Source organism: Methylobacterium symbioticum (assembly GCF_902141845.1).
GTDB lineage: Bacteria > Pseudomonadota > Alphaproteobacteria > Rhizobiales > Beijerinckiaceae > Methylobacterium > Methylobacterium symbioticum.
On the sequence record NZ_CABFPH010000030.1, the window covers coordinates 1 to 25657 of the forward strand.

General features: G+C 69.9%; 23 protein-coding genes and 1 tRNA gene. 12 read left to right on the top strand and 12 right to left on the bottom strand.

What is annotated here, in order from left to right:
- Positions 1 to 141: 141 nt before the first annotated feature.
- Positions 142 to 1155 (bottom strand): fumarylacetoacetate hydrolase family protein, encoded by a 1014-nt coding sequence (locus MET9862_RS12250; protein ID WP_142583239.1) that lies wholly within the window; start codon positions 1153 to 1155, stop codon positions 142 to 144.
- A 232-nt stretch (positions 1156 to 1387) separates the two neighbouring features.
- Here MET9862_RS12250 and MET9862_RS12255 point away from each other — a divergent pair, with 232 nt between their 5' ends.
- A complete protein-coding gene (locus MET9862_RS12255; protein ID WP_142583240.1) occupies positions 1388 to 1663 on the top strand; it encodes a GCG_CRPN prefix-to-repeats domain-containing protein in 276 nt (91 codons plus the stop codon).
- A 4-nt stretch (positions 1664 to 1667) separates the two neighbouring features.
- On the opposite strand, the gene MET9862_RS12260 is transcribed toward MET9862_RS12255, so the two are convergent.
- The gene (locus MET9862_RS12260; protein ID WP_142583241.1) at positions 1668 to 2684 is read right to left on the bottom strand and encodes an LLM class flavin-dependent oxidoreductase; all 1017 of its coding nucleotides are present in this window, start codon (positions 2682 to 2684) and stop codon (positions 1668 to 1670) included.
- Positions 2685 to 2870: 186 nt separating this feature from the next.
- On the opposite strand from MET9862_RS12260, the gene MET9862_RS12265 reads away from it, so the two are divergent.
- Together MET9862_RS12265 and MET9862_RS12270 are read left to right on the top strand one after the other, a co-directional pair.
- Positions 2871 to 4073, top strand: coding sequence for a pyridoxal phosphate-dependent aminotransferase (locus MET9862_RS12265; RefSeq protein ID WP_142583242.1), 1203 nt, complete (start codon positions 2871 to 2873; stop codon positions 4071 to 4073).
- 92 nt (positions 4074 to 4165) lie between these two features.
- Positions 4166 to 4447, top strand: coding sequence for a hypothetical protein (locus MET9862_RS12270; RefSeq protein WP_142583243.1), 282 nt, complete (start codon positions 4166 to 4168; stop codon positions 4445 to 4447).
- Positions 4448 to 4461: 14 nt separating this feature from the next.
- Here MET9862_RS12270 and MET9862_RS29330 read toward each other — a convergent pair whose 3' ends face one another.
- Both MET9862_RS29330 and MET9862_RS12275 read right to left on the bottom strand, forming a co-directional pair.
- Positions 4462 to 4638: a hypothetical protein gene (locus MET9862_RS29330; protein WP_185156840.1), complete on the bottom strand. Its 177-nt coding sequence runs from the start codon at positions 4636 to 4638 to the stop codon at positions 4462 to 4464.
- A gap of 182 nt (positions 4639 to 4820) precedes the next feature.
- On the bottom strand, positions 4821 to 5726 hold the full coding sequence (locus tag MET9862_RS12275; protein ID WP_185156841.1) for a histone deacetylase family protein: 906 nt from the start codon (positions 5724 to 5726) through the stop codon (positions 4821 to 4823).
- Positions 5727 to 5850: 124 nt separating this feature from the next.
- On the opposite strand from MET9862_RS12275, the gene MET9862_RS12280 reads away from it, so the two are divergent.
- A complete protein-coding gene (locus MET9862_RS12280) occupies positions 5851 to 7005 on the top strand; it encodes a ceramide glucosyltransferase (protein ID WP_142583244.1) in 1155 nt (384 codons plus the stop codon).
- A gap of 35 nt (positions 7006 to 7040) precedes the next feature.
- Entirely contained in the window at positions 7041 to 7730 is a 690-nt protein-coding gene (locus MET9862_RS12285; protein WP_142583245.1) for a glutamine amidotransferase-related protein, read from the top strand.
- Positions 7731 to 7736: 6 nt separating this feature from the next.
- Here the strand turns inward: MET9862_RS12285 and MET9862_RS12290 are convergent.
- Positions 7737 to 7821 (bottom strand) — tRNA-Leu (locus tag MET9862_RS12290).
- A gap of 141 nt (positions 7822 to 7962) precedes the next feature.
- On the opposite strand from MET9862_RS12290, the gene MET9862_RS12295 reads away from it, so the two are divergent.
- Together MET9862_RS12295 and MET9862_RS12300 are read left to right on the top strand one after the other, a co-directional pair.
- Positions 7963 to 8544, top strand: coding sequence for a YqaA family protein (locus MET9862_RS12295; protein WP_142583246.1), 582 nt, complete (start codon positions 7963 to 7965; stop codon positions 8542 to 8544).
- Entirely contained in the window at positions 8544 to 9032 is a 489-nt protein-coding gene (locus MET9862_RS12300; RefSeq protein ID WP_185156844.1) for a disulfide bond formation protein B, read from the top strand. Before MET9862_RS12295 ends, MET9862_RS12300 begins: the two co-directional genes overlap by 1 nt.
- Positions 9033 to 9197: 165 nt before the next feature.
- Here MET9862_RS12300 and MET9862_RS12305 read toward each other — a convergent pair whose 3' ends face one another.
- The 4 genes from MET9862_RS12305 to cpdR form a co-directional block, all read right to left on the bottom strand.
- Positions 9198 to 9662 (bottom strand): DUF1178 family protein, encoded by a 465-nt coding sequence (locus tag MET9862_RS12305; protein WP_142583248.1) that lies wholly within the window; start codon positions 9660 to 9662, stop codon positions 9198 to 9200.
- A 68-nt stretch (positions 9663 to 9730) separates the two neighbouring features.
- Positions 9731 to 10585: a carbon-nitrogen hydrolase family protein gene (locus MET9862_RS12310; RefSeq protein WP_142583249.1), complete on the bottom strand. Its 855-nt coding sequence runs from the start codon at positions 10583 to 10585 to the stop codon at positions 9731 to 9733.
- Positions 10578 to 10847, bottom strand: coding sequence for a glutaredoxin 3 (gene grxC, locus MET9862_RS12315; RefSeq protein ID WP_142583250.1), 270 nt, complete (start codon positions 10845 to 10847; stop codon positions 10578 to 10580). Before grxC ends, MET9862_RS12310 begins: the two co-directional genes overlap by 8 nt.
- An 81-nt stretch (positions 10848 to 10928) precedes the next feature.
- Positions 10929 to 11285 carry a cell cycle two-component system response regulator CpdR gene (gene cpdR / locus MET9862_RS12320; protein WP_003603128.1) on the bottom strand — a complete coding sequence of 119 codons (357 nt, stop codon included), beginning with the start codon at positions 11283 to 11285 and terminating at the stop codon, positions 10929 to 10931.
- 208 nt (positions 11286 to 11493) lie between these two features.
- Between cpdR and MET9862_RS12325 the strand changes: the two genes are divergently transcribed.
- Positions 11494 to 12396, top strand: coding sequence for an N-formylglutamate amidohydrolase (locus tag MET9862_RS12325; RefSeq protein WP_142583251.1), 903 nt, complete (start codon positions 11494 to 11496; stop codon positions 12394 to 12396).
- Positions 12397 to 12670: 274 nt separating this feature from the next.
- On the opposite strand, the gene MET9862_RS12330 is transcribed toward MET9862_RS12325, so the two are convergent.
- Positions 12671 to 13537, bottom strand: coding sequence for a UTP--glucose-1-phosphate uridylyltransferase (locus MET9862_RS12330; RefSeq protein WP_142583252.1), 867 nt, complete (start codon positions 13535 to 13537; stop codon positions 12671 to 12673).
- Positions 13538 to 13737: 200 nt separating this feature from the next.
- On the opposite strand from MET9862_RS12330, the gene galE reads away from it, so the two are divergent.
- From galE to MET9862_RS12345, 3 genes are all read left to right on the top strand, one after another.
- On the top strand, positions 13738 to 14727 hold the full coding sequence (gene galE / locus MET9862_RS12335; RefSeq protein WP_142583253.1) for a UDP-glucose 4-epimerase GalE: 990 nt from the start codon (positions 13738 to 13740) through the stop codon (positions 14725 to 14727).
- A 1-nt stretch (position 14728) separates the two neighbouring features.
- On the top strand, positions 14729 to 15937 hold the full coding sequence (locus tag MET9862_RS12340; RefSeq protein WP_142583254.1) for a lytic murein transglycosylase: 1209 nt from the start codon (positions 14729 to 14731) through the stop codon (positions 15935 to 15937).
- A gap of 77 nt (positions 15938 to 16014) precedes the next feature.
- Positions 16015 to 17412, top strand: coding sequence for an SGNH/GDSL hydrolase family protein (locus tag MET9862_RS12345; RefSeq protein WP_142583255.1), 1398 nt, complete (start codon positions 16015 to 16017; stop codon positions 17410 to 17412).
- Between the two features lie 9 nt (positions 17413 to 17421).
- Here MET9862_RS12345 and MET9862_RS12350 read toward each other — a convergent pair whose 3' ends face one another.
- The gene (locus tag MET9862_RS12350) at positions 17422 to 18855 is read right to left on the bottom strand and encodes a glutamate synthase subunit beta (RefSeq protein ID WP_142583256.1); all 1434 of its coding nucleotides are present in this window, start codon (positions 18853 to 18855) and stop codon (positions 17422 to 17424) included.
- 103 nt (positions 18856 to 18958) lie between these two features.
- Entirely contained in the window at positions 18959 to 23659 is a 4701-nt protein-coding gene (gltB, locus tag MET9862_RS12355) for a glutamate synthase large subunit (protein ID WP_142583257.1), read from the bottom strand.
- Positions 23660 to 24276: 617 nt separating this feature from the next.
- On the opposite strand from gltB, the gene MET9862_RS12360 reads away from it, so the two are divergent.
- The gene (locus tag MET9862_RS12360; RefSeq protein ID WP_142583258.1) at positions 24277 to 25254 is read left to right on the top strand and encodes a PepSY domain-containing protein; all 978 of its coding nucleotides are present in this window, start codon (positions 24277 to 24279) and stop codon (positions 25252 to 25254) included.
- Positions 25255 to 25657 lie beyond the last annotated feature (403 nt).

The following is a 25657-nucleotide window of genomic DNA, read 5'->3' on the forward strand; positions in this document are numbered from 1 at the left end:
CGGCGTCGATCCCGGCCGGCGCGCCTACCGCACCGGCCTGCGCTCGCGCCCCGGCCACCACCGCCGCCACCGCCCCCGTCACCACCGCTGAGGCGCGCTGCGGCGCCCGGCCCGGACGCCTCGCGACCGGGCCGCGCTCAGTCAGCTCAGCCGGAAGCGCAGCTCCCCGAGGCCTTCGAGGCTGGAGACGATCTCGTCCCCGGCCTTCAGCCACGCGCGCTCTGCGCGCGGGATCTTCTCGCCGAAGATCACTCCCTGCGGCGTGCCGGTGTAGAAGATGTCGCCCGGCTTGAGGGTCATCACCTTCGAGGCGAAGCTGATCAGCTGCCGGCAGTTGAAGATCATGTCGTTGGTGTTCCAGTCCTGGCGGATCTTGCCGTTCACCACGGTCGTAAGCTTAAGGTTGTTCGGGTCGGGCACGCGGTCGGCGGTGACGAGATAGGGCCCGAGCGGCGCGAAGCCGTCCGAGGTCTTCCCGATCATGAACTGCGAGGTGAGCGTCTGCAGGTCGCGGGCGCTGAAATCGTTCCCGGTGCTGTAGCCGGCGACGTAGTCGAGCGCCTCCGCCTCCGAAACGTCGCGGCATTCGCGGCCGATCACCATCACCAGCTCGGTCTCGTAATCGAATTCCCGGGCCGCCTGCACCGGCAGCTTGATCGTGCCGCCGTGGTGGTTCAGCGCGTTGTTGTACTTGTTGAACAGCGGTGGATTCTTCGGGATCGGCGTCCCGGTCTCCTCGGCATGGTGCTTGTAGTTGAAGCCCATCATGATGATCTTTTCGGGCCGTGTGACCACCGGCGCGAAGTCGATCTTCGCTTCGTCGAGCATCAGGCGCGGGTCGGGCGCCGCGTCCACCGCGTCGACGAGGGCGCGCAGCATCGGGCCGCGCCCGTTCTGGAGAAGGTCGTCCATGTCGGCGGGGACGGGCAGGCCGAGGGCCGTGCCGGCGGCCGAGACGTCGAGGACGCCCTCCTTCCGCTTCACGCCGAGGCCGTAGCCCGCGCCCCGGCGCAGGTTGATCAGGACCATATCCCGCGGCATCGCGAAGGGCTGGGGCGTCGCACCGCGCGGCCGCTCGGCGGCTTGGGCGCCCCCCGCCATCGCGGCCAGCCCCGCGGCCGTCATCGCCAGGAAATCGCGTCGATCACCGGTCATCGTTTCCTCCTGCGGCAGCGCTGGCCGATCATCGCTGCCGGCCTCACGTGCGCCCCGCCATGAAACCCGGCCGCGCGCGAAACGTCGACTGACAGGAGGGGCCCGGCGTCAACCTGTCCAAACCGTCATGTTCCGCAAACCTTCCCACAAGGCGCGGCGGGCCTAGATCGGCGAACGGTCAAGGTGCCGCCGTCGCGGCGCCGGCCGTACGGACAACAGGAGGAACCCGCCGATGTCCAAACGGACGATTCTCGGCCTCGCCGCCGCCCTGACGCTCGGTAGCCTCGGCGCCGTCACCACGGTGCAGGCCGCTCCCCTCGGCGCCGGCTCGGCCGCGAGCGTCGCCGGCACGGCTCCGATCGAGACGGTGGCGCAGGGCTGCGGTCCCGGCTGGGGTCGTGGCGCCTACGGCCGATGCCGTCCCTTCGCCGGGCCGCCGCGCGGCTATGGTCGCCGCTGCTTCTTCCGGCCGACCCCCTATGGGCCGCGCCGGGTCTGCCGCTGGTAGGCGTTCAGGCCGAACGGTCGCCGAGGCCCCAGGCCTCGGCGATCAGCCCGTAGGAGCGGCGCCGCGCCGCCTGATCGTGGACCACCGACACGATCATGATCTCGTCGGCCTCGGTCTCCGCCGCGGCCGCCAGGAGCTTGGCCCGCAGCGTCGCGGGCGAGCCGACATGCAGCCGCGCGCGGCCCTGCTCCATCCGCATCCGCTCCGAGGCGCTGTAGGGGTAGGTCTCGGCCTCCTCCAGGCTCGGAACCGGCCCGTAGGCGCCGCGCTCCCGGCGCAAGGTCGCGAGCCTGGCGCTCATCGCGAGCCGCTCGGCCTCCGCGTCCGTCTCCGCGCAGACCGCCGCCAGCGCCAGGATCGCGTGGGGCCGCTCACCCCAGCGCGAGGGCTGGAACTGCCGTCGGTAGCTCCGCAGGGCCTCGCCCGCGTCGTGGCTCGCGAAATGCTGCGCGAAGGCGAAGCCGGTTCCGATCTGCGCCGAGAGCGCCGCGCTGTAATCGGACGAGCCGAGCAGGAAGAGCGGCGGCAACGGCACGCCCGCCGGCATCACCGCGATCGTGCGGAAGGGATGGCCTTCGGGGAAGGCGCCCGTCTCCCACAGCATCAGTTCCTGCAGGCGCTCGAGGAAGTCGTCGCCGGCCCGCGGCGCCTCGCGCCGCCTCAAAGCCTGCGCGGTGATCCCATCGGTGCCGGGCGCCCGGCCGAGGCCGAGGTCGATCCGGCCCGGGAACAGCGCCTCGAGAAGCTTGAAGCGTTCGGCCACCATCAGCGGCGCGTGGTTCGGCAGCATGATGCCGCCCGAGCCGACCCGCAGCCGCGTCGTCTCCGCGGCGATCCGTCCGATCATGATCTCCGGCGCCGGGCTGGCGACGGAGGGCAGCGCGTGGTGCTCGGCGAGCCAGTAGCGATGGTAGCCGAGCCCATCCACGTGGCGGGCCAGCGCGAGGCTGTCCTGAAGGGCGTCGGCCGGCGTCGCGCCGGCATTGACGAAGGAGAGGTCGAGGACGGAGAGCGGCAGCATCGTGCTCAGATGAGGATCCCGGGGCCTTTCCGTCAGGGCGTGGCCGGCGCGGGAGCCCTGCGCCCCAGGCGTGACAGGATCTCGGGCACCGTCCCGTGGCCACCTTGCCGGCTCCGAACCGGACGCCTAGGGTCCCGCCGCCGCGCCGCGGCCGACTCTTCTACAAGACTTCCGGAGCATCTCCCCATGGGCTTTCTGGCCGACGCCCTGTCCCGCGTGAAGCCGTCCGCGACCATCGCGATGACGCAGAAGGCGCGCGAGCTGAAAGCCTCCGGCATGGACGTGATCAGCCTGTCCGTCGGCGAGCCGGACTTCGACACGCCGGACCACATCAAGGAGGCGGCGATCGACGCGATCCGCCGCGGCGAGACCAAGTACCCGCCGGTCTCCGGCATCGTGCCCCTGCGCGAGGCCATCGTCCGGAAGTTCAAGCGCGAGAACGGCCTCGACTACAAGCCGAGCCAGACCATCGTCGGCACCGGCGGCAAGCACGTGATCTACAATGCGCTGCTCGCCACCCTGAACCCGGGCGACGAGGTGGTGATTCCCCGTCCCTACTGGGTCTCCTATCCGGAGATGGTGGCGCTCGCCGGCGGCACCGCGGTCTTCGCCGAGACCGACATGGCGAACGCCTTCAAGCTCCAGCCCGAGGAGCTTGAGCGGGTCATCACCCCGAAGACCAAGTGGATCATCCTCAACTCGCCCTCGAATCCCTCGGGCGCCGCCTACAGCCATGCCGAGCTGAAGGCGCTCACCGACGTGCTGATGCGCCATCCGCACGTGTGGGTGCTGACCGACGACATGTACGAGCACCTGACCTACGGCGACTTCGCATTCGTCACGCCGGCCCAGGTGGAGCCCGGCCTCTACGAGCGCACGCTCACGATGAACGGCGTCTCGAAGGCCTATGCCATGACCGGCTGGCGGATCGGCTACGCCGCGGGTCCCGAGCACCTGATCAAGGCCATGGACTTCATCCAGGGCCAGCAGACCTCGGGCGCGACCACCATCGCGCAATGGGCGGCGGTCGCCGCGCTCGACGGCACGCAGGAGCATCTCGCGCGCTTCCGCGCCGCCTTCCAGGAGCGGCGCGATCTCGTCGTCTCGATGCTGAACCAGGCGACGGGCCTCAAATGCCCGATGCCGGAGGGCGCCTTCTACGTCTATCCGTCCTGCGCCGCCCTGATCGGCCGCAAGACCGAGGCTGGCAAGACCATCGAGACGGACGAGGATTTCGTCACCGAGCTGCTGCAGACCGAGGGCGTGGCCGCGGTCCACGGGTCCGCCTTCGGCCTCGGCCCGAACCTGCGCATCTCCTACGCGACCTCGAACACGGCGCTGGAAGAGGCCTGCACCCGCATCCAGCGCTTCTGCGCCTCGCTGCGCTGAGCGAAGCTGGGGCTCCCGGAACACCGGGAGCCGCGCCGGAACGCCGTCAGGTCTCGCACAGTTTCTCCCGGCGTCCAGTCGGGAGAAACATCATGCGGATCGTTGCCACGGCGTCGGCCATCGCACTCATGACGCTCGCGAGCATCGGTGCGGCAGAGGCGAAGGGTTGCATCAAGGGGGCCATCATCGGCGGCGTCGCCGGCCATTACCTGGCCGAGCGCGGGGTCGTCGGTGCCGTCGCAGGCTGCCTCGCCGGCCGCGCGCTCGCCAATCGGCGCGCTCAGCGGGAGATCGATTACGGCTCCCGCGTCCGCGCGCCCGATTCCGGGTACGGTGCGCCGCGCGGCTATCCCCGCCGCGATTACAGCTACTGACGGCCCGGACCGGTTCAGCGGCCGGATGACGGGCTGACCGAGCCCGTCATCACCGGTTCCGGCGCGGCTTGCGCGCGGCGGGCGATGTCCCGCCGGTCGTGATCGAGCTTGTCCGCCGAGATCAGCGCCGCGGCGATCATCGCCCCGAGCGCGAGGGTCACCTTGGCCGCCTGCCAGATCCGTCCGAGCATCGCCGCAACTCTTCAGCCGAACCGGGGCGCCTCCTGCGCCACGGGCGGATTGTGCGGCGCACCCCTTCCCAAAGGTTTACGCGGACAGGTCCAATCCACCGGTCTGTGTCTTTCGCGGAACACCCGCGGCGACGCTCGCAGCCGCGTGCGGTCCCGCGGATTGCTGAATCCCTGAGGCGCAATCAGTCCGCGGCCTGCTCGGCGAGAGCCCGGAACACGAGGGCGTGCCGGCGGGCGAGCGCGTCGATGTCATGGGTGTAGCCGCCGCCGATCACCGCGACGAGCGGGATGCCGCGCGCCCGCGCCTCGGCGACGACCAGGCGGTCGCGCGCCAGGAGGCCGTCGTCGCTGAGGCACAGGCGGCCGAGCCGGTCGTCCCGGTGCGGATCGACCCCGGCATTGTAGAAGACGAGGTCCGGCCGCAACCCGTCGAGGAGCGGCGGCAGCCGCGCGGCGAGCAGGTCGAGATAGGCGGCATCCTCCAGCCCGTCCGCGAGGCCGATATCGAGGTCGCCCGCGATCTTGCGCGTCGGATAGTTCCGCTCGCCGTGGATCGACAGGGTGAACAGGTCGGGGTCGTAGGCGAGGCAATCGGCGGTGCCGTCGCCCTGATGCACGTCGAGATCGACCACGAGGGCGCGGCTGATCGCGCCGTCGGCCCGGAGGGCGCGGGCGGCCACCGCCACGTCGTTGAAGACGCAGAAGCCCGCCCCCTGCTCGCGCCGCGCATGGTGGCTGCCGCCGGCGGTGCTGCCGGCAAGCCCTTCGGAGAGCGCGAGGCGCGCGGCGAGCAGCGTGCCGCCGACCGAGGCGCGGGAGCGGCGCACCACCGTCTCCGACACCGGCAGGCCGATATCGCGCTCGATCGCCCGGGGCACGGCCTGCGCGAGCACCGCCTCGACATAGGCGCGGCTATGGGCCTGGGCGAGGAGGTCGGCGGAGGCCGGCTCCGGCGTCACGAAACCGAGGGGCGCGAGGCCATCCTCGGCGACGATCTCGGCGAGCCGCCCGTATTTCCGCATGGGAAAGCGGTGCCCGTCCGGCAGGCTGGCCTCGTAGGCCGGGTGGAACACGATGGGCGGGATCATACGGGTTCGGCTCGGCGCGGTGCCAGCGTCAACGTCATACGACTGATACAGCGCCACTGTTAGGGGGCTGCGGAACGGCGCGGCGGCAGGTCGCGCCCGCGACCGAAGCCGGGGACAGGGCCGCATGATCGAGGCGAACGCGACCGTGCTGGCCTTGGGTGTCTGCGGCCTCCTGACCCTCGTGAACCTCGTGAGCCTCGGGCTCACCGCCCGGCGCATCGGGCGTGTGCGCGGCCCCTCCGCCTTCTCGGCCGGCGCGCCGGTCTCGCTGGTGCGCCCGGTCTGCGGACTGGAGCCCTTCAGCGAGGAGACGCTCGGCCGCAGCTTCCGCCTCGCCTACCCCGCCTACGAGATCCTCTTCTGCGTGGCGAGCGCGCAGGACCCCGTCCTACCGCTGGTGCGCCGGCTGATCGCGGCGCATCCCCAGGTGCCGGCTCAGGTCATCGTCGGCGACGAGCGCGTGAGCGACAACCCGAAGCTCAACAATTGCGTGCGCGGCTGGGAGGCAGCGCGCCACGACTGGGTCGTGCTCGCCGATTCGAACGTGCTGATGCCGCCCGACTACCTGCAGCAGATGCAGGCGGCCTGGCGGCCCGAGACGGGCCTCGTCTGCTCGACGCCGGTCGGCGCGCGGCCGGGCAGCTTCTGGGCCGAGGTGGAATGCGCCTTCCTCAACACGCTTCAGGCGCGCTGGCAGTATACGGGCGAGACGCTGGGTCTCGGCTTTGCCCAGGGCAAGAGCATGCTCTGGCACCGGCCCTTCCTCGAGGCGCAAGGCGGCATCCGGGCGCTCGCCGCCGAGATCGCCGAGGACGCGGCGGCGACGAAGCTCGTCCGCGCGGCTGGTCGGCGCGTCCACCTCGTGCCGGCGCCGTTCGAGCAGCCGCTCGGGCCCCGCCGCTGGCGCGAGGTCTGGGCCCGGCAACTGCGCTGGGCGCGGCTGCGGCGGGTCACCTTTCCGCTCTTCTTCGCGCCCGAGATCGCGAGCGGCCTGTTGCTCCCCGCCGCGCTGGCCGGATGGCTCGCCGGCACGGCGGAGGCCGGGCTCGGCCTCGCGGCGATGCTCGCGGCGTTCTACGGCGCCGAGTACGCGCTCGCCGCGCGCCTCGGCTGGCACCGCTCCCCGACCCTCCTGCTCGCCTTCCTCGTGCGGGACCTGATGATCCCGCTGCTCTGGGCCCGCGCCTGGATGCGCGATGCGGTGGTTTGGCGCGGCAACGCCATGGACATCCGTCCGAAGCAGACGCGGCGCTTGCCTGTGGAGGCCGGCGCGGCCTAACCCGGCCTCCTCGGTTTCAGGACAGGCAGGCGCGGGTGAAGATCGCCATTCTCGAGACGGGCCGGCCGCCGGCGCGGCTCTCCGGCTTTCCCGGCTACGGGCGGATGTCGGCGGATCTGATCGGACCGGCGCATGCCTGCACGAGCTTCGACGTCCAGGCCGGATCCTGGCCGGACCCGTCCGCCTTCGATGCCGTGCTCGTCACCGGCTCGGCCGCGGGCGTCTACGATCCCCTGCCCTGGATCGCGTCGCTGATCGGGTTCCTGCGTGCGCTGCCGCCCGACAGAAAGCTGATCGGCCTCTGCTTCGGTCACCAGATCATGGCCGAGGCCTATGGCGGCCGGGCGGAGAAGTCCGAGCGGGGCTGGGGCCTCGGCCTGCACCGCTACGACATCCACGCCCCCGCGCCCTTCATGGACGACCCGGCGCCGATCGCGGTTCCGGTGAGCCATCAGGATCAGGTCACGCGGCTGCCGGCGGCGGCGCGGGTGATCGGCGGCAACGCGCATTGTCCGAACGGCGTGCTCGCCTACGCCGACCGCGCCGCGCTCTCGTTCCAGTGCCACCCGGAATTCGCGCCCGACTACGCGCGCGCCCTCGTCCGGGATCACCGCGCGGCGCTGGACGATCCCGGCCTCGCGGACCGCGCGCTCGCGAGCCTCGACGCGCCGCACGACAGCGCCCGCGTGGGCGGCTGGATCCGTCGCTTTCTGGAGATGCCGTAAGGGCGGTGGTGCGGGTAGAGGGAATCGAACCCCCACGCCTTGCGGCTGGCGATTTTGAGTCGCCCGCGTCTACCAGTTCCGCCATACCCGCGCGGCGAGCCTCATCGCACAGGTCGCGCGCCGCCACCAGCCCCTTCGGAGACGCTCGCCCGCGCCTGTCGCGTCCAAGCTGGTCAGCGGCGCGCAGCTGTGCTCAAAGGGCGCGCCCTCCCCACGCACGCGACTGTGGTTCATGATCCGCCGCCTCTACGAGTGGATACTCGCGCTCAGCGGCAAGCCGTCGGCGCCCTGGGCCCTCGGCGCCGTCGCCTTCGCCGAGAGCTCGTTCTTCCCCGTTCCCCCCGACGTGATGCTGGTGCCGATGGCGGTGAGCCGGCCGGACCGGGTCTGGTTCTACGCGACCATCACCACGGTCGCCTCGGTGCTCGGCGGCCTCGTCGGCTACGCGATCGGCGCGCTGCTGTTCGATTCCCTCGGGCAGTGGCTGATCAGGCTCTACGGCTTGCAGAACTCGGCGGCGACCTTCCAGGAGTCCTATGCCGCCTACGGCCACTGGGTGATCCTGCTCAAGGGGCTGACGCCGATCCCCTACAAGCTCGTCACCATCACCTCGGGCTTCGCCCATTACAGCCTGTTCTGGTTCACCGTGCTCTCGGTGGTCACGCGCGGGGCGCGCTTCTTCCTGCTGGCGGCCCTGCTCGGCCGCTACGGCGTCCAGATCCGCGGCGTGCTCGACCGGCACCTCAACGCCGTCGCCGCGATCTCGGTGGCGGTGATCGTCCTCGGCTTCGTCCTGTTCAAGGTGATCCTGTGATCAACGAGACCGCTCTCCTGCGCCTCAAGCGCGCGGCCCTCGCCGTCCTGATCGGCTCCGTGCTGACGGTCGGCGCCGCCCTGGTCCTGGAGCACGGCTACGGCTACGCGCCGTGCAAGCTCTGCCTGACCGAGCGCCTGCCCTACTACGCCGCGATCCCCCTGGCGCTCGGCGGGCTCCTCCTGCCGGAGCGTCTGGCGCGTCTGGCGCTCGGCCTCGCGGCGGCGGGCCTGCTCTACGGGGCCGGTCTCGGCGTCTACCATGCGGGCGCGGAATGGGGCTTCTGGCCGGGCCCGTCCGATTGCGGCGGCGGCACCGGTGCGAATCCGCGCGAGGTCGGCGCCTTCCTCGACGCGCTGCAGAGCGTGAAGGTGGTCGATTGCTCCACCGCGGCGCTGCGCGTGCTCGGGATCTCGCTGGCGGGCTGGAACGCGGTGATCGCCTTCGTGCTCGCCGCCATCGCCGGGACGAGCGCCGTCAAGGGATAGGGCACGCGGCCAGACGCGCTCTCGTTCGCCGAACCGGTCTCCACGTCGTCGGAGAGCGGCCCTAGAGCATTTTCTATGATCCTTGGATCACGGAAAATGCTCTATCTGTTTGATTGTGCCGCATTTTCTTTCGCGGAACCGGCGACCACTTCCGCGGAAAATGCTCTAGTTGCGGTCGTCCGGCAGGACCGGCAGGGGCGCCACGTCGATGCCCTCCTCGATCAGGGCGCGGGCCTCCTCCGCGCTCGCCTGGCCGTAGATCGAGCGCTCCTCGCTCTCGCCGTAATGGATCTTGCGCGCCTCCTCGGGGAAACGCGCGCCGACATGCTCGGAATTCGCCATCACCTGCTCGCGCACCGCACGCAGCAGGGCGCGCATCTGGCGCGCCGGCTCGGCGATCATCGGGACGGGCTGGGGGGTGGGCGGGGCGGCCGCCGGAGCGGGCGCCGCCGCTTCGCCCCGATCGGTGCGCGCCACGCGCGGCGCCATCATCGCCTTCGACACGGCCCTGGACTCGCAGACCGGGCAGGTCACGAGACCGCGGGCGGCCTGCGCGTCGTAGGAGTCGGAGGACGGGAACCAGCTCTCGAAGGTGTGGCCGGCCTCGCAGGCGAGCGCGTAGCGGATCATGATCAGGGTTTCAGATGCTCAGGCGCCGGGTTCGACCGCCGCGGAGGAGATATAGGGGCGCCGCCGCCTCACTGCGACGGCGCGCCGACGCGCTCGACCCGGAACGGCCGGGCATGGGCGAGGGCCGGGATGCGCTGGCGCGCATCCGCGACCTTGGCGAGGTCGATCTCGGCCAGGATGATTCCGGGCTCGTTGCCGCCCGCATCGGCGAGCACCCGGCCCCAGGGGTCGATGATGACCGAATGGCCGAACGTGTCGCGTCCGTCCTCGTGCCGGCCGCCCTGGGCGGCGGAGATCATGAACGAGCCGGTCTCGATGGCGCGCGCCCGCTGAAGCACGTGCCAGTGGGCCTCCCCGGTCTGCTGCGTGAAGCAGGCCGGCGCCGTCAGCACGGCGGCGCCGGCTTCCGCGAGCGCCCGGAACAGGGCCGGGAAGCGCAGATCGTAGCAGATGCCGAGGCCGATCGGGGCGAGCGCCGTCTCGGCCACCACGGCGCAGGCGCCACCGGTATAGGTCGCGGATTCGCGCCAGGACTCGCCGTTGGGCAGGTCGACATCGTAGAGGTGGAGCTTGTCGTAGGAGGCGAGGATCTCGCCGTCGGCGTCGATCAGGAAGGCGCGGTTGGCCACCTTGTCGCCGTTCCGCACGGCGAGGGAGCCGACCTGCACCACGGTGCCCGTCTCCCGCGCCACCTCGCGCAGGGCTGCGAGCACCGGATCATCCGCCTCGGCCGTCACCAGCTCGAACAGGCGGGTGCGGCTGCGCTCGACGAGCGAGGTCATCTCCGGGGTCTGAACATACTGCGCGCCCGCCTTCGCCGCCTCGCGCACGCCGGCCACCGCCGCATCCCGGTTCGCCAGCAGGTCGCGGCCCGAGCGCATCTGCACGCAGGCGGCGACGAAGGCCGAGGTCGGCTCAGGCATCGGCGGCATCCTTCAGCAGCGGGTCGAGCTTGCCGCTGCGGTCGAGGGCGTAGAGGTCGTCGCAGCCGCCGACATGCCTGTCGCCCACGAAGATCTGCGGCACGCTGGTCCGCCCGCCGGCCCACTGGACCATGGTCGCCCGGGCGCCGGCCGTCTTCTCGACGTCGATTTCCTGGAAGGTGACGCCCTTCTCCTTCAGCAGGCTCTTGGCCGCCGAGCAGTAGGGGCACCAGGCGGTGGTATAGATCGTGACAGGCGGCATGGACGCGTCCCGCGGATGGAGCCCGTCATATAGGGCGAGCCCCGCCCTCCCGCCTATGGCACGGACGCCACGGGGCGCCGCTCAGGCGGCGAGGAGCTTCTCGACCTCGTTGACGAGATCGCGCAGGTGGAAGGGCTTCGAGAGGACCTTGGCGTCCTTCGGAGCCTTCGAATCCGGGTTGAGCGCCACCGCCGCGAAGCCCGTGATGAACATGACCTTGATGTCGGGGTCGAGTTCGGTCGCGCGGCGCGCCAGCTCGATCCCGTCCATCTCGGGCATCACGATATCGGTGAGCAGGAGCTCGAACGGCTCCTCGCGCAGGCGGTTGTAGGCCGAGAGCCCGTTATCGAACGAGAGCACGTCGTAGCCGGCATTCTGCAGCGCCTTGGCGAGGAAGCGCCGCATGTCATTGTCGTCTTCCGCCAGCAGGATCTTCATCGGACGGTTCCGAACCCTCGATTCGACGTGTTCATTTCATAAAGGGAGCCGGTGGTAAACAAGAGGTTAGGATGCCGGGTCCGCGCCGGGTGACGGAGCGCACGCGGTGTCCGCCGCCGCCGTCCCGAAGGCCAGTGGACAGGGCCCGATCGGCAGACCAGATTGGGGGGATGCGCAGAGCCGATCCAGGCGGGGCCCCTCGGACGCGATGACAGTATCTGACCAGGACCAGCCGGACGTTCTCGGCTTCTCGCCCCCCTTCGCCATCGACGAGCCGGCCAGCCACACCCTGCCCTTCGTCTTCAATACCGGCCATTCCGGCTCGGTCTATCCGGCGGCCTTCCTCGCCGCCTCGCGCCTGCAACCCCTGGCCCTGCGCCGCTCGGAGGACGCTCATGTGGAGCGCCTGTTCGCGCCGGTCGTCGCGATGGGCGCGCCCCTGCTCAAGGCGCATTTCCCCCGGGCCTATCTCGACGTGAACCGCGAGCCCTACGAGCTCGACCCGCGCATGTTCGACGGGCGCCTGCCGCCCTTCGCCAATACCCGTTCCATGCGGGTCGCCGGGGGTCTCGGAACGGTGCCCCGGGTGGTTGCCGACGGGCAGGAGATCTATGGCGGCCGCCTCGACGTGGAGGAGGCGGTCCTGCGCATCGAGCACCTCTACAAGCCCTATCATCGGGCCCTGCGCGCCCTGATCCAGCGGACCGCGCGCAACTTCGGCCAATGCTTCCTGATCGACTGCCACTCGATGCCGTCCTCGAGCCTCGGCCGCGAGGCCGACCCGAAGGCGGACATCGTTCTCGGCGACCGCTTCGGCACCGCCTGCGCGCCCGACCTGATCGAGCGCTTCGAAGCCGCCTTCCGGGCCTGCGGTCTCGCTGTGGTGCGCAACAGGCCCTATGCCGGCGGTTTCATCACCGAGCATTACGGCGAGCCGAATCTCGGCCGCCACGCGCTGCAGATCGAGATCAACCGCGCCCTCTACATGAACGAGGTGAGCCTCGCCGTGACGAGCGGGTTCGACAGTCTGATCGAGGCGCTGACCGCAGTCGTCGGGACGGTAGCGGAGAGCTACGCCGAACCGGTCCCGCGCAGCATCGCCGCTGAGTAGCGCGCAGCATCGCTGCGGCGTGGTGGCCGCGGACCGGCGCCCTGCGGGCCTGCCGGATCCAAGAAAAAAGGCCACTCCCGAAGGAGCGGCCCGAAGTCTAGGGAGGAAACGCCCAAGAAGGGCTGCGCGACCGCGACGCCATCGCGATCTCGCAATGCACAAAATAAAGTGCGACGCACAAAACGCAAGGGTCTTTGGCGGCGTTTTGCATGCACTCGCTGCATGCGGCAATGGCGCTGGCTGCAGATGCCTGCGTGGCAGCGCCACCAATCCGTCAGGCGCCGTTCAGCAGGCGCGCGATCTCGGCCTTCAGGGGCTCGGCGAGGTCCGGGCGCTCAAGGGCATAGGCGAGGTTGGCCGTGAGGAACCCGATCTTCGAACCGGTATCGTAGGTCCGGCCCTCGTAGTGCATGCCGAAGAACTTCTGCTCGGCCATCAGCTTGATCATCGCGTCGGTGAGCTGGATCTCGCCGCCGGCACCCGTCTCGCCTTTCTCCAGGATCGCGAAGATCTCCGGCTGAAGGATATAGCGGCCCGAGATGATGGAGTTCGAGGGCGCGGTGCCCTGCTTCGGCTTCTCGACCATGCCGGTGATCTCGAAGGTCTGGCCGAAGGTCTTGCCGACGCTGACGATGCCGTATTGGTGGGTCTCCTCCGGCTTCACCTCCTCGGTGGCAATGATGTTGCCGCCGTGCCGCTCGTAGGCGGCGAGCATCTGCTGCATGCAGCCCTTGCTCAGCATGTCCGGCAGGAGGACGGCAAAGGGCTCGTCGCCGACGATCTCGCGGGCGCACCAGACGGCGTGCCCGAGGCCGAGCGGCGCCTGCTGACGGGTGAAGCTGGTCTGGCCGGCCTTCGGCAGGTCCTTCTTCAGCGCCTCGTAGGCCGCCTGCTTGCCGCGCTCCTGCAACGTGCGGTCGAGCTCGTAGGCGATATCGAAATGGTCCTCGATCACCGCCTTGCCGCGGCCGGTGACGAAGATGAAGTGCTCGATCCCGGCCTCCCGGGCCTCGTCGACCACATGCTGGACCACGGGGCGGTCCACCACCGTCAGCATCTCCTTCGGCACCGCCTTGGTGGCCGGCAGGAAGCGGGTTCCGAGCCCCGCCACGGGAAGGACGGCCTTGCGGATGGGTTTCATTGCGCGAACCTAGTCGAGAAGGGGTGTCGCCCGGTGACGGACTGTTCAGCGCTTGAGAGATAGCACGGCTTGGTGAACAACAAGGATGCGGAACAACCCTGACGGGCTTTCTCCGCGAAAAACCGTAGGCCTGAACGGTCGAGCGTCGGCGGCAGGGGAATGCCGCCCGGATGTCGCCGGGGTGCGGAGGGGCTTTGAGGATGTCGGTTCTGGTGACGGGGGGCGCCGGCTACATCGGCAGCCACATGGTCCTCGCCCTGCAGGATGCCGGGCAAAGCGCGGTGGTGCTCGACGACCTCTCGACCGGCTTCGACTGGCTGCTGCCGCCGGAGGTGAAGCTCGTCCTCGGCGATGTCGCGGATGCGGCGCTGGTCGGTCAGGCCATCCGCGAGAACGGCTGCGACGCCCTCGCCCACTTCGCCGCCCGCATCGTCGTCCCGGATTCCGTCGCCGATCCGCTGGGCTACTATCTCGCCAACACCGTGAAGACGCGCGCCCTCATCGAGACGGCGGTGAAGGCGGGCGTGAAGCATGTCATCTTCTCCTCGACGGCGGCGGTCTACGGCGAGCCCGCCACCGTCCCGGTCCCCGAGGATCTGGAGACCAGCCCGATCAACCCCTACGGCCGCTCGAAGCTGATGAGCGAGTGGATGATCGAGGACGCCGCCCGCGCCCACGGCTTCACCTACGTCATCCTCCGCTACTTCAACGTGGCCGGCGCGGATCCGCGCGGCCGCTCCGGCCAGTCGACGCCGAACGCCACCCATCTGATCAAGGTCGCGACCCAGGCGGCGCTCGGCCAGCGCAGCCATCTCGAGGTCTTCGGCACCGATTATCCGACGCCGGACGGGTCCTGTCTGCGCGACTACATCCAGGTCAGCGACCTCGCCGAGGCCCACCGCGTCGCCCTCGACCACCTGCGCTCCGGTGGCGAGAGCCTGACCCTGAATTGCGGCTACGGGCGCGGCTACTCGGTGCTGGAGGTGGTCGACGTGGTCAAGCGCGTCTCCGGCCGCGACTTCGAGGTCCGGCTGAGCCCGCGTCGCGCCGGCGATCCCGCGCGCATCGTTGCCGGCGCCGACCGCATCCGCACGCGTCTCGGCTGGACTCCGCGCCACGACGATCTCGAGGGAATCGTGCGCCAGGCCCTCGACTGGGAGGCGGCGCTGGCCCGGCGCAACCGGCACTGAGATGCGCCCGCTCATCGCGCTGGCCGTCGTCGTCGCTGCCCTCGCCGGGCCGACCGGTCCCGTCGCGGCTGAGCCGGCATCGCGGGCCGCATCCGCGGCCGAGTTCGCCCGCTTCGTCGCCACGCTCCGCCCCGAGGCGGAGGCGCGCGGCGTCTCGCGCGCGACCTTCGAGGCCGCCTTCGCCGGCGTGACCAGTCCGGATCCGGACATCCTCGCCCGGACGAAGCGGCAGGGCGAGTTCGGCCGGCCGGTCTGGGACTACCTCGTCGGCGCCGTCTCGGCGGGCCGGATCGCCCGCGGCCAAGCCCGCGGCCAGGCGCTCGCGGCGACGCTTGCGGCCATCGAGGCCCGCTACCGGGTGCCCGCACCGGTTCTGCTCGCCTTCTGGGGCGTGGAATCCGATTTCGGTGCGAGCGGCGGCAGCGTCCCGACGATCCGCGCCCTCGCGACCCTGGCCCAGGCCCGGCACCGCGGCGACCTGTTCCGCGGGGAACTGCTCGCCGCGCTCCAGATCCTCGAACGCGGCGACATCGCGCCGGACCGGATGAAGGGGAGCTGGGCCGGCGCCATGGGCCAGGTCCAGTTCCTGCCCTCGACCTTCCTGAAACACGCCGTCGACTTCGACGGCGATGGGCACCGCGACATCTGGCGCAGCGACGCCGATGCGCTCGCCTCGATCGCCGCCTACCTGGCGGATCTCGGCTGGAAGCCGGACCTGTCCTGGGGCTATGCGGTGACGCTTCCGGACGGCTTCGACCTGACGCGCTACGCGGGCGACCTGTCCGATTTCACCCGTCGCGGCGTGCGGCGCCTCGATGGCGGCGCCCTCCCCCCGGCGGGCGCGGCGAGCCTGTTCCTGCCCGGCGGGCTCGGGGCGCCGGCCTTCCTGATCACCGACAATTTCGAGGTGATCCGCGCCTACAACACCTCCGATTCCTACGCGCTCGCGGTCGGACATCTCGCCGACCGGCTGGCCGGCGGACCCGCCCTCGCCGCCCCCTGGCCGAGTGCCGCCGCGCGCCTCGATTCGGCGGGCCTGCGCGCGCTGCAGGCGGGGCTGGCCGCGCAAGGGCTCTATGCCGGCGATGTCGATGGCCGCGCCGGACCGAAGCTGCGCGAATCGGTTCGGCGCTACCAGATCCGCGAGAATCTGCCCGCCGACGGCTACGCCACGCCCGCCCTCCTCGCCCGGCTCACCGGTCGGCCGTGACCCGCGCCGTCGCCCCTCCCTTTAGCCGCCCTCGTTTCCCTCCTATGATCGCCGTGTGTCGCGTGAAGGATGGTTCGATGACGCTGGCGAAGCTTGCTGTGCTCCGCAGGGCCCTGCCCGCGCTCGCCTGTGCCGGGCTCGCCCTGCTCGTCGTCCCCGAGCCGGCCCGGGCGCAGTGGGGCGACAGCTACGACCAGCCGCAGGATTACGGCTACCGGCGCCGCTCGCGCGACGCCTATTACCGCGACGATGGCTATCGCCAGCCGCAGCCGCGCCGCTACGCGCCGCCCCAGGAGGCGCCGCGCCAGTTCTACTGGCCCTGGGAGGATCGGCCGCAGCAGGCCGCGCCGCAGCCGCAGCCGACCTATCGGCGGCCCCCCCGGCCCAAGCCGCCGGTCGGCACCGCGGACGGCGCCCGGGAGAACCATCGCCCCGCCGTGAAGCGGCGGGTGCAGCCGCCGCCCGCGACCGAGCCTCAGAAGCCCGCGATCGCCAAGACGGAACCGAGCGTGCGTATTGCCGTCTTCGGGGATTCGCTTGCCGATTCTCTGAGCCGCGGTCTCGACGATGTGTTTGAAGACAATGCGGACGTTGCCGTCATCGACCGCGCCAAGCCCGACAGCGGCCTCGTCCGCCGCGACGTGGTGGACTGGGCCAGCGCTGCCGCGGACTATCTCAAGATAAGCAAAATATCCTATGCTGTAGTCCTGCTTGGCGTGAACGACCGGCAGCCTATCCGCGAGGGCGACCAGAGCTACGAGGCTTTGAGCGACCGCTGGCGTGAGACCTATCGTACCCGCGTCGAGGCATTGGCAAAGGTCTTCCAGGACCAGAAGATACCTCTGATCTGGGTCGGGACGCCGCCCGTACGTAGCGAGAGCCTAACCAAGGATCTCGCCGCCATCAACGACATCGTGCGCGACGCCGTGCAGAAGGCAGGAGGCATCTTTGTCGACGCGTGGCCCGGCTTCGTGGACGACCGTAACCGCTTCGTAATGACGGGTCCCGATTTAGAAGGGCAGGCGGCGAAGCTGCGGACGGCGGACGGGGTGCACTTCACCCGGGCGGGCGCGCGCAAGCTCGCCCATTTCGCCGATGTCGAACTGAAGCGGATGATGGGAAGCGCCGCTCCGGCCACGTCGGAGGCAACTCCCACCGCCGTTGCGCCGATCCAGGCCCCCGGTCTCGACGGGAGCGCGTCTAAGCTTGACGACATCGCTGCAATCGACCGGCAGATCACTGCCATGCTGCCGAGCCTGCCCGAACCGCCCGGCATCCCGGCGCTTCCGGTTAAGCCAGCGGCCGGGCAGGTCGTGCCCCTCGGCCGGGCCGAGATTTCGCCCGGCGGCACGCTTGCGAGCGGACGTCAGCCCGACGGCGACGCTTCGGGCAATGTCGAGCGCACCCTCCAGCGTGGCAGCGCGCCCCTGCCGCAGCCCGGGCGTGCAGACGATTTCCGCTGGCCGCCGGGCTGATTACCTCCCTCAGCGCGGGAGGATGGACGAGCCCATTAGGTTTTCGTCGATCGCTCGTGCCGCCTGACGACCCTCGCGGATCGCCCACACGACAAGGGACTGGCCGCGGCGCATGTCGCCCGCGGCCCAGATCTTCTCGTCCGAGGTGCGGTAGTCGTCCTCGTTGGCCTCGATGTTGCCCCGCTTGGTCATCGCGACGCCCGACTGCTCGATGAGGCCCTTCTCGATCGAACCAGCGAAGCCGATCGCCATAAAGACGAGGTCAGCCGGAAGTACGAACTCGGTTCCGGGAATAGGCTGGCGCTTCGCGTCGACGCGCGCGCAGATGACGCCCGTGACATGGCCCTTCTTGTTGCTTTCCAGGCGCAGAGTTGCGGCCTGGAACTCGCGCTCGGCGCCCTCGGCTTGGCTGGACGAGGTCCGCATCTTGGTCGGCCAATAGGGCCATACGGTCAGCTTGTCCTCGCGCTCCGGCGGGCGCGGCCGGATGTCGAGCTGGGTCACCGAGAGAGCGCCCTGGCGGAAAGCCGTACCTACGCAGTCGGAGGCCGTGTCGCCGCCGCCAATGACGACGACGTTCTTGCCGGCCGCGATGATCGGCAACTCGCCGTTGCCACGCATCGGCTCGTTGCCGACCCGGCGGTTCGACTGGACGAGGTAGGGCATCGCGTAGTGCACGCCCTCGAAGTCCTGGCCGGGGAGCTGAGGGTTACGCGGATCCTCGGCGCCGCCGCAGAAGATCACTGCGTCGAACTCGGCCTTCAGCTCGTTGACCGACTTCGTGACGCCGATATTCTGGTTGTAGTGGAAGACGACGCCCTCGGCCTCCATCTGCTTCACCCGGCGGTCGATGTGCCGCTTCTCCATCTTGAAGTCGGGGATACCGTAGCGCAGCAGGCCACCGGCCTTCGGCTCACGCTCGAAGACGTGCACCTCGTGGCCGACGCGGGCGAGCTGCTGGGCCGCCGCCATACCGGCTGGCCCGGAGCCGACGACGGCCACCCGCTTGCCGGTGCGCTCGCTCGCGGGCTCGGGCTTGACCCAGCCCATGTTCCAGGCTCGGTCGGCGATTGCCTGCTCGATCGTCTTGATGGCTACCGGTTGGTTTTCGAGGTTCAGGGTGCAGGCTTCCTCGCAGGGGGCGGGGCAGACGCGGCCGGTGAACTCGGGGAAGTTGTTGGTGGAATGGAGGTTGCGCGACGCCTCCTCCCAGTCCGACTGGAAGACAAGGTCGTTCCAGTCAGGAATCTGGTTGTGCACCGGGCAGCCGGTCGGGCCGTGGCAGAATGGGATGCCGCAATCCATGCAGCGGGCCGCTTGTTTGGTCAGATCGTGCTCGTCGAGCGGCAGTGTGAATTCGCGGAAATGCCGGATCCGGTCGGCGGCGAGCTGATACTTCTGCTCCTGCCGGTCGAACTCAAGGAAACCCGTGATCTTGCCCATCGATCAGCCCCTGGGCTGGCGCGTCCCGTAACAGCGCTGCCCGCGTCTTCCGTTATCTTGAGAGCGTGACCGGGCGGCAAACCGCCCGGCCTGGCGTTGGTGTCTACTCAGCCGCCACCGGCATCCGCGCCATCTCCATTTCGCGAAGCGCCCGGCGGTACTCCACCGGCATCACCTTCACGAACTTGGTGCGGTAGCTCGCCCACTCGTCCAGGATCGCCTTGGCGCGCGGGCTGCTGGTGTATTTGAGATGGTTGGTGATGAGCTGCGAGAGCCGCTCCTCGTCGTGGCCCGACATGTCGGCGAGGATGTCGACGCGGCCTTTGGTCTCCAGATCGCCGTCCTGGTGGAAGCGGCGCATCAGGTCGTCCTCCTCCTCAACGGGTTCCAGATCCACCATGGAGAGGTTGCAGCGCTTCGAGAACGAGCCGTCCTCGTCGAGCACGTAGGCGATGCCGCCCGACATACCGGCTGCGAAGTTGCGGCCCGTCTCACCGATCGAGACCACGACGCCGCCGGTCATGTACTCGCAGCCATGGTCGCCCATGCCCTCGACCACTGCGATGGCACCTGAGTTACGCACGGCGAAGCGCTCGCCCGCGGCGCCGCGGATGTAGCATTCGCCCGCAATCGCCCCGTAGAGCACTGTGTTGCCCACCATAATGGTACGGCCATCCGGCGACTTAAGCGCTTCGCTCGGGCGGATGATTAGCTTGCCACCCGAGAGACCCTTGCCGACATAGTCATTGCCGTGTCCGGTGAGTTCGATGGTCACGCCGGCTGCCACCCAGGCGCCGAAGCTCTGGCCGGCAGTACCGGAGAGCTTCACTACGATGGTATCATCGGGCAGACCCTCGTGGCCGTGTGCCTTAGCGACGGCACCCGACAGCATCGCTCCTGCCGCGCGGTCGGAGTTACGGATTACGTCCTCGACCACAACCGGCATGCCGGTCTCTATGGCCGATGCCGCCCCCGCAAGCAGCCGTCGGTCGAGCACCGTGTCGATCGGATGGTGCTGGCGCTCGACGTGGCGTATCGCCACCTCGGAGCTGACCTCCGGCCGGTGGAACAGCTTGGTAAAGTCGAGGCCGCGCGCCTTCCAGTGATCGATAGCCTCCTTCTTGTCGAGGAGATCCGAGCGGCCGATAAGATCGTCGAGCTTGGTGAAGCCCATGCCGGCCATTAGCTCTCGCAGCTCCTCGGCAACGAAGAAGAAGTAGTTCACCACGTGCTCGGGTGTGCCTTTGAAGCGCTTGCGTAGCACCGGATCCTGCGTCGCCACGCCGACAGGGCAGGTGTTCAGGTGGCACTTGCGCATCATGATGCACCCCGACGCGATCAGCGGCGCGGTCGAGAAACCGAACTGGTCGGCTCCGAGCAGGGCGGCGATGAGGACGTCGCGGCCGGTTCTGATGCCGCCATCCGCCTGCAGGGCGACGCGGCCGCGCAAGTGGTTAAGCACCAGCGTCTGTTGCGTTTCCGCGAGGCCTGTCTCCCAAGGTCCGCCGGCATGCTTGATGGATGTCAGGGGGGCCGCACCGGTGCCGCCGTCGAAACCCGAGATCGTGATGTGGTCGGCCCGCGCCTTGGCGACGCCCGCCGCCACGGTGCCGACGCCGACCTCCGAGACGAGCTTCACCGAGACGTCGGCCGCCGGGTTCACGTTCTTCAGGTCGAAGATCAGCTGGGCGAGATCCTCGATCGAGTAGATGTCGTGGTGGGGCGGCGGCGAGATCAGGCCGACGCCCGGGGTGGCGTAGCGGACCTTGGCGATCTTGGCGTCGACCTTGTGGCCGGGCAGCTGGCCGCCCTCGCCGGGCTTGGCGCCCTGCGCGACCTTGATCTGCATCATGTCGGCGTTGACGAGGTACTCCGTCGTGACGCCGAAGCGGCCCGAGGCCACCTGCTTGATGGCCGAGCGGCGCGAGCGCCCATCCGGCAGGGGCTTGAAGCGCTCGACCTCCTCGCCGCCCTCGCCCGAGTTCGAGCGGCCGCCGAACGAGTTCAGCGCGATGGCGAGCGTCTCGTGCGCCTCCTTCGAGATGGAGCCGTAGGACATGGCGCCCGTGGCGAAGCGCTTCACGATCTCCGCCGCCGGCTCGACCGCGTCGATCGCGACGGGCTGCCGGCCAAGCTCCTCCGCGGTCTTGATCCGGAAGAGCCCGCGCAGGGTCTTCAGGTGGCTCTCCTGCTCGTTCACGAGCCGCGCGTATTCGCGGTAGCGCTCGGGCAGGTTGAGGCGCACGGCGTGCTGCAGCGTCGCCACCGAGTCCGGGGTCCAGGTATGGGTCTCGCCCCGCAGCCTGTAGGCGTATTCGCCGCCGACATCGAGGGCGTTGCGGTAGATCGGCGCGTCGCCGAAGGCGTCGCGGTGACGGCGCACCGTCTCCTCGGCGACCTCGGCCATGCCGACGCCCTCGATCATCGTCGCCGTGCCGAAGAAGTCCTTCTCGACGAAGGACGAGTTCAGGCCGATCGCGTCGAAGATCTGCGCGCCGCAATAGGACTGGTAGGTGGAAATGCCCATCTTGGACATCACCTTCAGCAGACCCTTATCGATCGACTTGATGTAGCGGTAGATGATCTCGTCATCGACGAGGTCCGGCGGGAACTCGTCCTTCATCGCAAGCAGCGTCTCGAAGGCGAGATAGGGGTTCACCGCCTCGGCGCCGTAGCCGGCGAGGCAGGCGAAGTGGTGCACCTCGCGCGGCTCGCCCGATTCGACCACGAGGCCGACCGAAGTGCGCAGTCCCTTCCGGATCAGGTAGTTGTGCACGGCCGCCGTGGCGAGCAGCGCCGGGATCGGGATCCGGTCCGGACCCACCGCGCGGTCGGTCAGGATGATGATGTTGTAGCCGCCGCGCACCGCCGCCTCGGCGCGGTCGCAGAGGCGGTCGAGCGCCCCCTCCATCGCCGCCGCGCCGGATTCGGCTGGGAAGGTGATGTCGAGCGTCCGGGTGTCGAAGCGGTCCTCGAAATGCGAGATCGAGCGGATCTTCTCCAGGTCGCTGTTCGTCAGGATCGGCTGGCGCACCTCGAGCCTCTTGCGACGCGAGGCCCCCTCCATGTCGAGCAGGTTCGGCCGCGGCCCGATGAACGAGACGAGGCTCATCACGGCCTCCTCACGGATCGGGTCGATCGGCGGGTTCGTCACCTGCGCGAAGTTCTGCTTGAAATAGTTGTAGAGCGGCTTCGGCTTGTCGGAGAGCGCGGGCAGCGGCGTGTCCGTGCCCATCGAGCCGACCGCCTCCTGGCCGGTCACGGCCATGGGCTGCATCAGGAGCTTGAGGTCCTCCTGGGTGTAGCCGAAGGCCTGCTGACGATCGAGCAGGCTCACGTCCGAGCGTGACTCGCGCGGCTGCACCGGACGCAGATCCTCCAGCACGATCTGGCTGTTCTTCAGCCACTCGGCATAGGGATTGGCGGCGGCGAGCTCGCCCTTGATCTCCTCGTCGGAGACGATGCGGCCCTTGGCGAGGTCGATGAGCAGCATGCGTCCGGGCTGAAGACGCCACGACTCGACGATCTTCTCGTCCGGGATCGGCAGGGTGCCGAGCTCGGAGGCGAGCACCACCAAGCCGTCATCGGTGACGATGTAGCGGGCCGGCCGCAGGCCGTTGCGGTCGAGCGTCGCGCCGATCTGGCGGCCGTCGGTGAAGGCGACGGCGGCAGGGCCGTCCCACGGCTCCATCAGGGCGGCGTGATACTCGTAGAAGGCGCGCCGCTCCTCGCTCATCAGCGGGTTGCCGGCCCAGGCCTCGGGGATGAGCATCATCATGGCGTGGGCCAGCGGGTAGCCGCCCATCACCAGGAACTCGAGCGCGTTGTCGAAGCAGGCCGTGTCGGACTGCCCCTCGTAGGAGATCGGCCAGAGCTTCGAGATGTCGTTGCCGAACAGGTCCGAATCGACGCTGGCCTGGCGCGCGGCCATCCAGTTCACGTTGCCGCGCAGCGTGTTGATCTCGCCGTTATGCGCGACCATCCGGTAGGGGTGCGACAGGCGCCAGGTCGGGAAGGTGTTGGTGGCGAAGCGCTGGTGCACGAGGGCGAGCGCCGAGACGAAACGCTCGTCCTTGAGGTCGAGATAGTAGCCGCCGAGCTGGGTCACCAGCACCATGCCCTTGTAGACGATGGTGCGGCTCGACACCGAGACCGGGTAGAACTCCATCAGGCGCTTGTCCTCGCGACCGGCCGCGTAGACCTTGCCGGAGATCACCTTGCGCGCCACGTAGACGCGGCGCTCGAAGGCATCGTCGTCGGTGATGCTGGCGGGACGGCCGATGAAGACCTGACGATGATGCGGCTCGGATTCGAGCACGGCCTTGCCGAGATCGGCCGAATCGACCGGCACGTCGCGCCAGCCGAGCAGCGACAGGCCCTCGTCGGCGAGCGACTTCGCGATGATGTCCTCGATGATCTGGCGCGGCTCGTCCGCCTTGGGCAGGAAGAGCTGGCCGATGGCGTACTGGCCGGCCGGCGGCAGCTCGAAGCCGAGGCGCGAGCACTCCTCCGCGAAGAAGGCGTGCGGGATCTGGGTGAGGATGCCGCAGCCGTCGCCCATCTTCGGATCGGCGCCGACGGCCCCACGATGGTCGAGATTCTCCAGGATCTTGAGACCCTGCTCGACGATCGAATGGCTGCGGCGGTCGCGCATGTCGGCGATGAAGCCGACGCCGCAGGCGTCGCGCTCGCGGCCCGGATGATAGGCGCCCTGCGCCGCCGGCAGGGCCGGATCGCGCACGATCAGCGGCGCGGGGCCGCCACGCGGCGCCGGGGCGGAATTCGCGTTGCCGGAAGCTGCCATGCCCGACTCTTTCCTCACGTTCACCACGACCATCCGCGCCGCCACGCTCGGCGTGCGAGCATGTTTCGTGCCCGTCCATCAACCGATGCCGGGCTGTCAATTCGTCTCATCGGGTGAGGCCGGGTCTTCCCCAGGGGGAAGCGCCCGCCGCCCGCGGGCTCGCCGCCGGCCCTTGATGTCAGCTGGCGCGGGCCTGGACCGCCGCTTCGGCGATCGGCAGCCGTCGTTTTTTAGACGCCGCCGCGCGCATCGGGCGAGATCCCTGCCTTGGAAATGGGCGGCCGGATCGGCTGCCCCTGCTGACGTAAATGGGACAGGCGTACTGTCCTAATGCTGGAAAGTGACAGATTTCAAGGTTTCCAGCAAGAGGCGTTCCGCAGCGCCGGGCGGCGACCTCCGGACGCGGCCGCCGCGCCGAGGCCGGGCCGATGGCTGGCCCGCTCTCCGGCCCGGCCAAGTCCCCGCAATCTCGCCAGAATCATGCCGTCTAACCCGAGCTGCCGAGCACAAGCGGCATGCGGGCAATGCACCTGCCGGCGCGGTTCCGGACCAGCGTATCGGGTTCCGGAACCGCGCCTTCCGCGGGCATCGGCGGAGCGAGACATCTCGGGACACGCATGAACACAGGCAGGCAGGCGAGCCGGCGAATCGCGCGAGAGGCCGTCACCAGGGCGCATCCGCGGGCACGGCATCTCCGCGCGGCTGCCGCCGCCGCCCTTCTGGCCGGTCTGGCCCAGATCGGCCTCGCCGGGGCGAGCCGGGCGCAGGGCGTCTTCGACGACGACATCCTGCCGCCGCGGGCGGTGGCCTGGCGGCTCGCCGACCGCGGCTTCACCGGAATCGGTCGCCCCCGCTTCGACGGACGCGCCTACGTGGTCGAGGCGTTCAGTCCGGCTGGGGCGCGCCTGCGCCTCTTCGTCGATCCCGAGGACGGCGAGATCCTGTCGCGGCAGCGGCTCGACGCGCCGGTCGAGATGGCCCGCCCGCGCCCGGCCGCGCCGGGCTACGGCTGGACCGAGGAGGACGAGATGCGCGGACGCGGCCGGGTCGCCGAGCGCCTGGTGCCGCCCGCCGATATTCCGAATGCCGCGCGCGTCGGCGTCTCTCCGCCGCGCGGCCTCGCGCCGGCCACGCTGCCCGCTCCGGCCACCGTCCCGGAGCCCGGCCGCCGCGATGCCGGACCCGCCGCCAACCCCGGGGGCAATCCCTACGGGCTGAACCCCGATGCCGGCAGGGGCACGCCCGCGCCGCGCAAGGTCGCGCGCGTGGCGCCCGCCCCCGACCTGCGCCCGGCCGAGGCCAAGCCCCCGCTCCGCAACGCCCCGGAGGCGCCGAAGCCCGCCGCTGCGCGCAAATCCCCGGTGGATGCCAAGGCCGATGCCCCGAAGGCGCCGGAGGCGGCCAAGCCTGCCGAGGCGAAGCTCCCGGAGGCGCGGCCTACCGAGACGGAACCCGTGGAAGCAAAGGCCGCCGAGGCGAAGCCAGCCGCGCAGGAATGGAAGGACCCGCCCGAGGGACGGCGCAACGTCCGCGTCATCGGCGGCGCCACCGTCGTGCCCGGCACCGTCGAGAAGGACGGCGCTACGGCGCAGTGATCCGGCAACGCCCGCTCAACGGAGAGCGGACCTCTCCGCGCCCGTTCGGCAGCGCGATCGCATCGGGACGCCCTGTCGCCGAGCTGGGGCGAAGCGGGCTCTCTGTGAGGCTCAGGCCCCTCTCCCGAACGGAAGAGGAGGCCTGAGCCTCGCTTGCAACCGAACGATGATCGGGGGCGGCGCCGCGGCGCAGTCGCCGTCCTGGGGCTTCTCGAACGGATCGCGCGGGCACGTTTCACGCAAGCCGATCCTCTTCCCGGACTCGTCCTGTGGTGCCGGCGCGGAGCGGAGGCCTCCAGGGATCGCGGAGCCTGCTTGAGGCCTCCTCCGAGGCTCGGCTGGCGCCTCGCGCCTCAGGATGAGGGGCATCAGTGGGACGAGCCGAGTCTCCGCCTGAGAATCG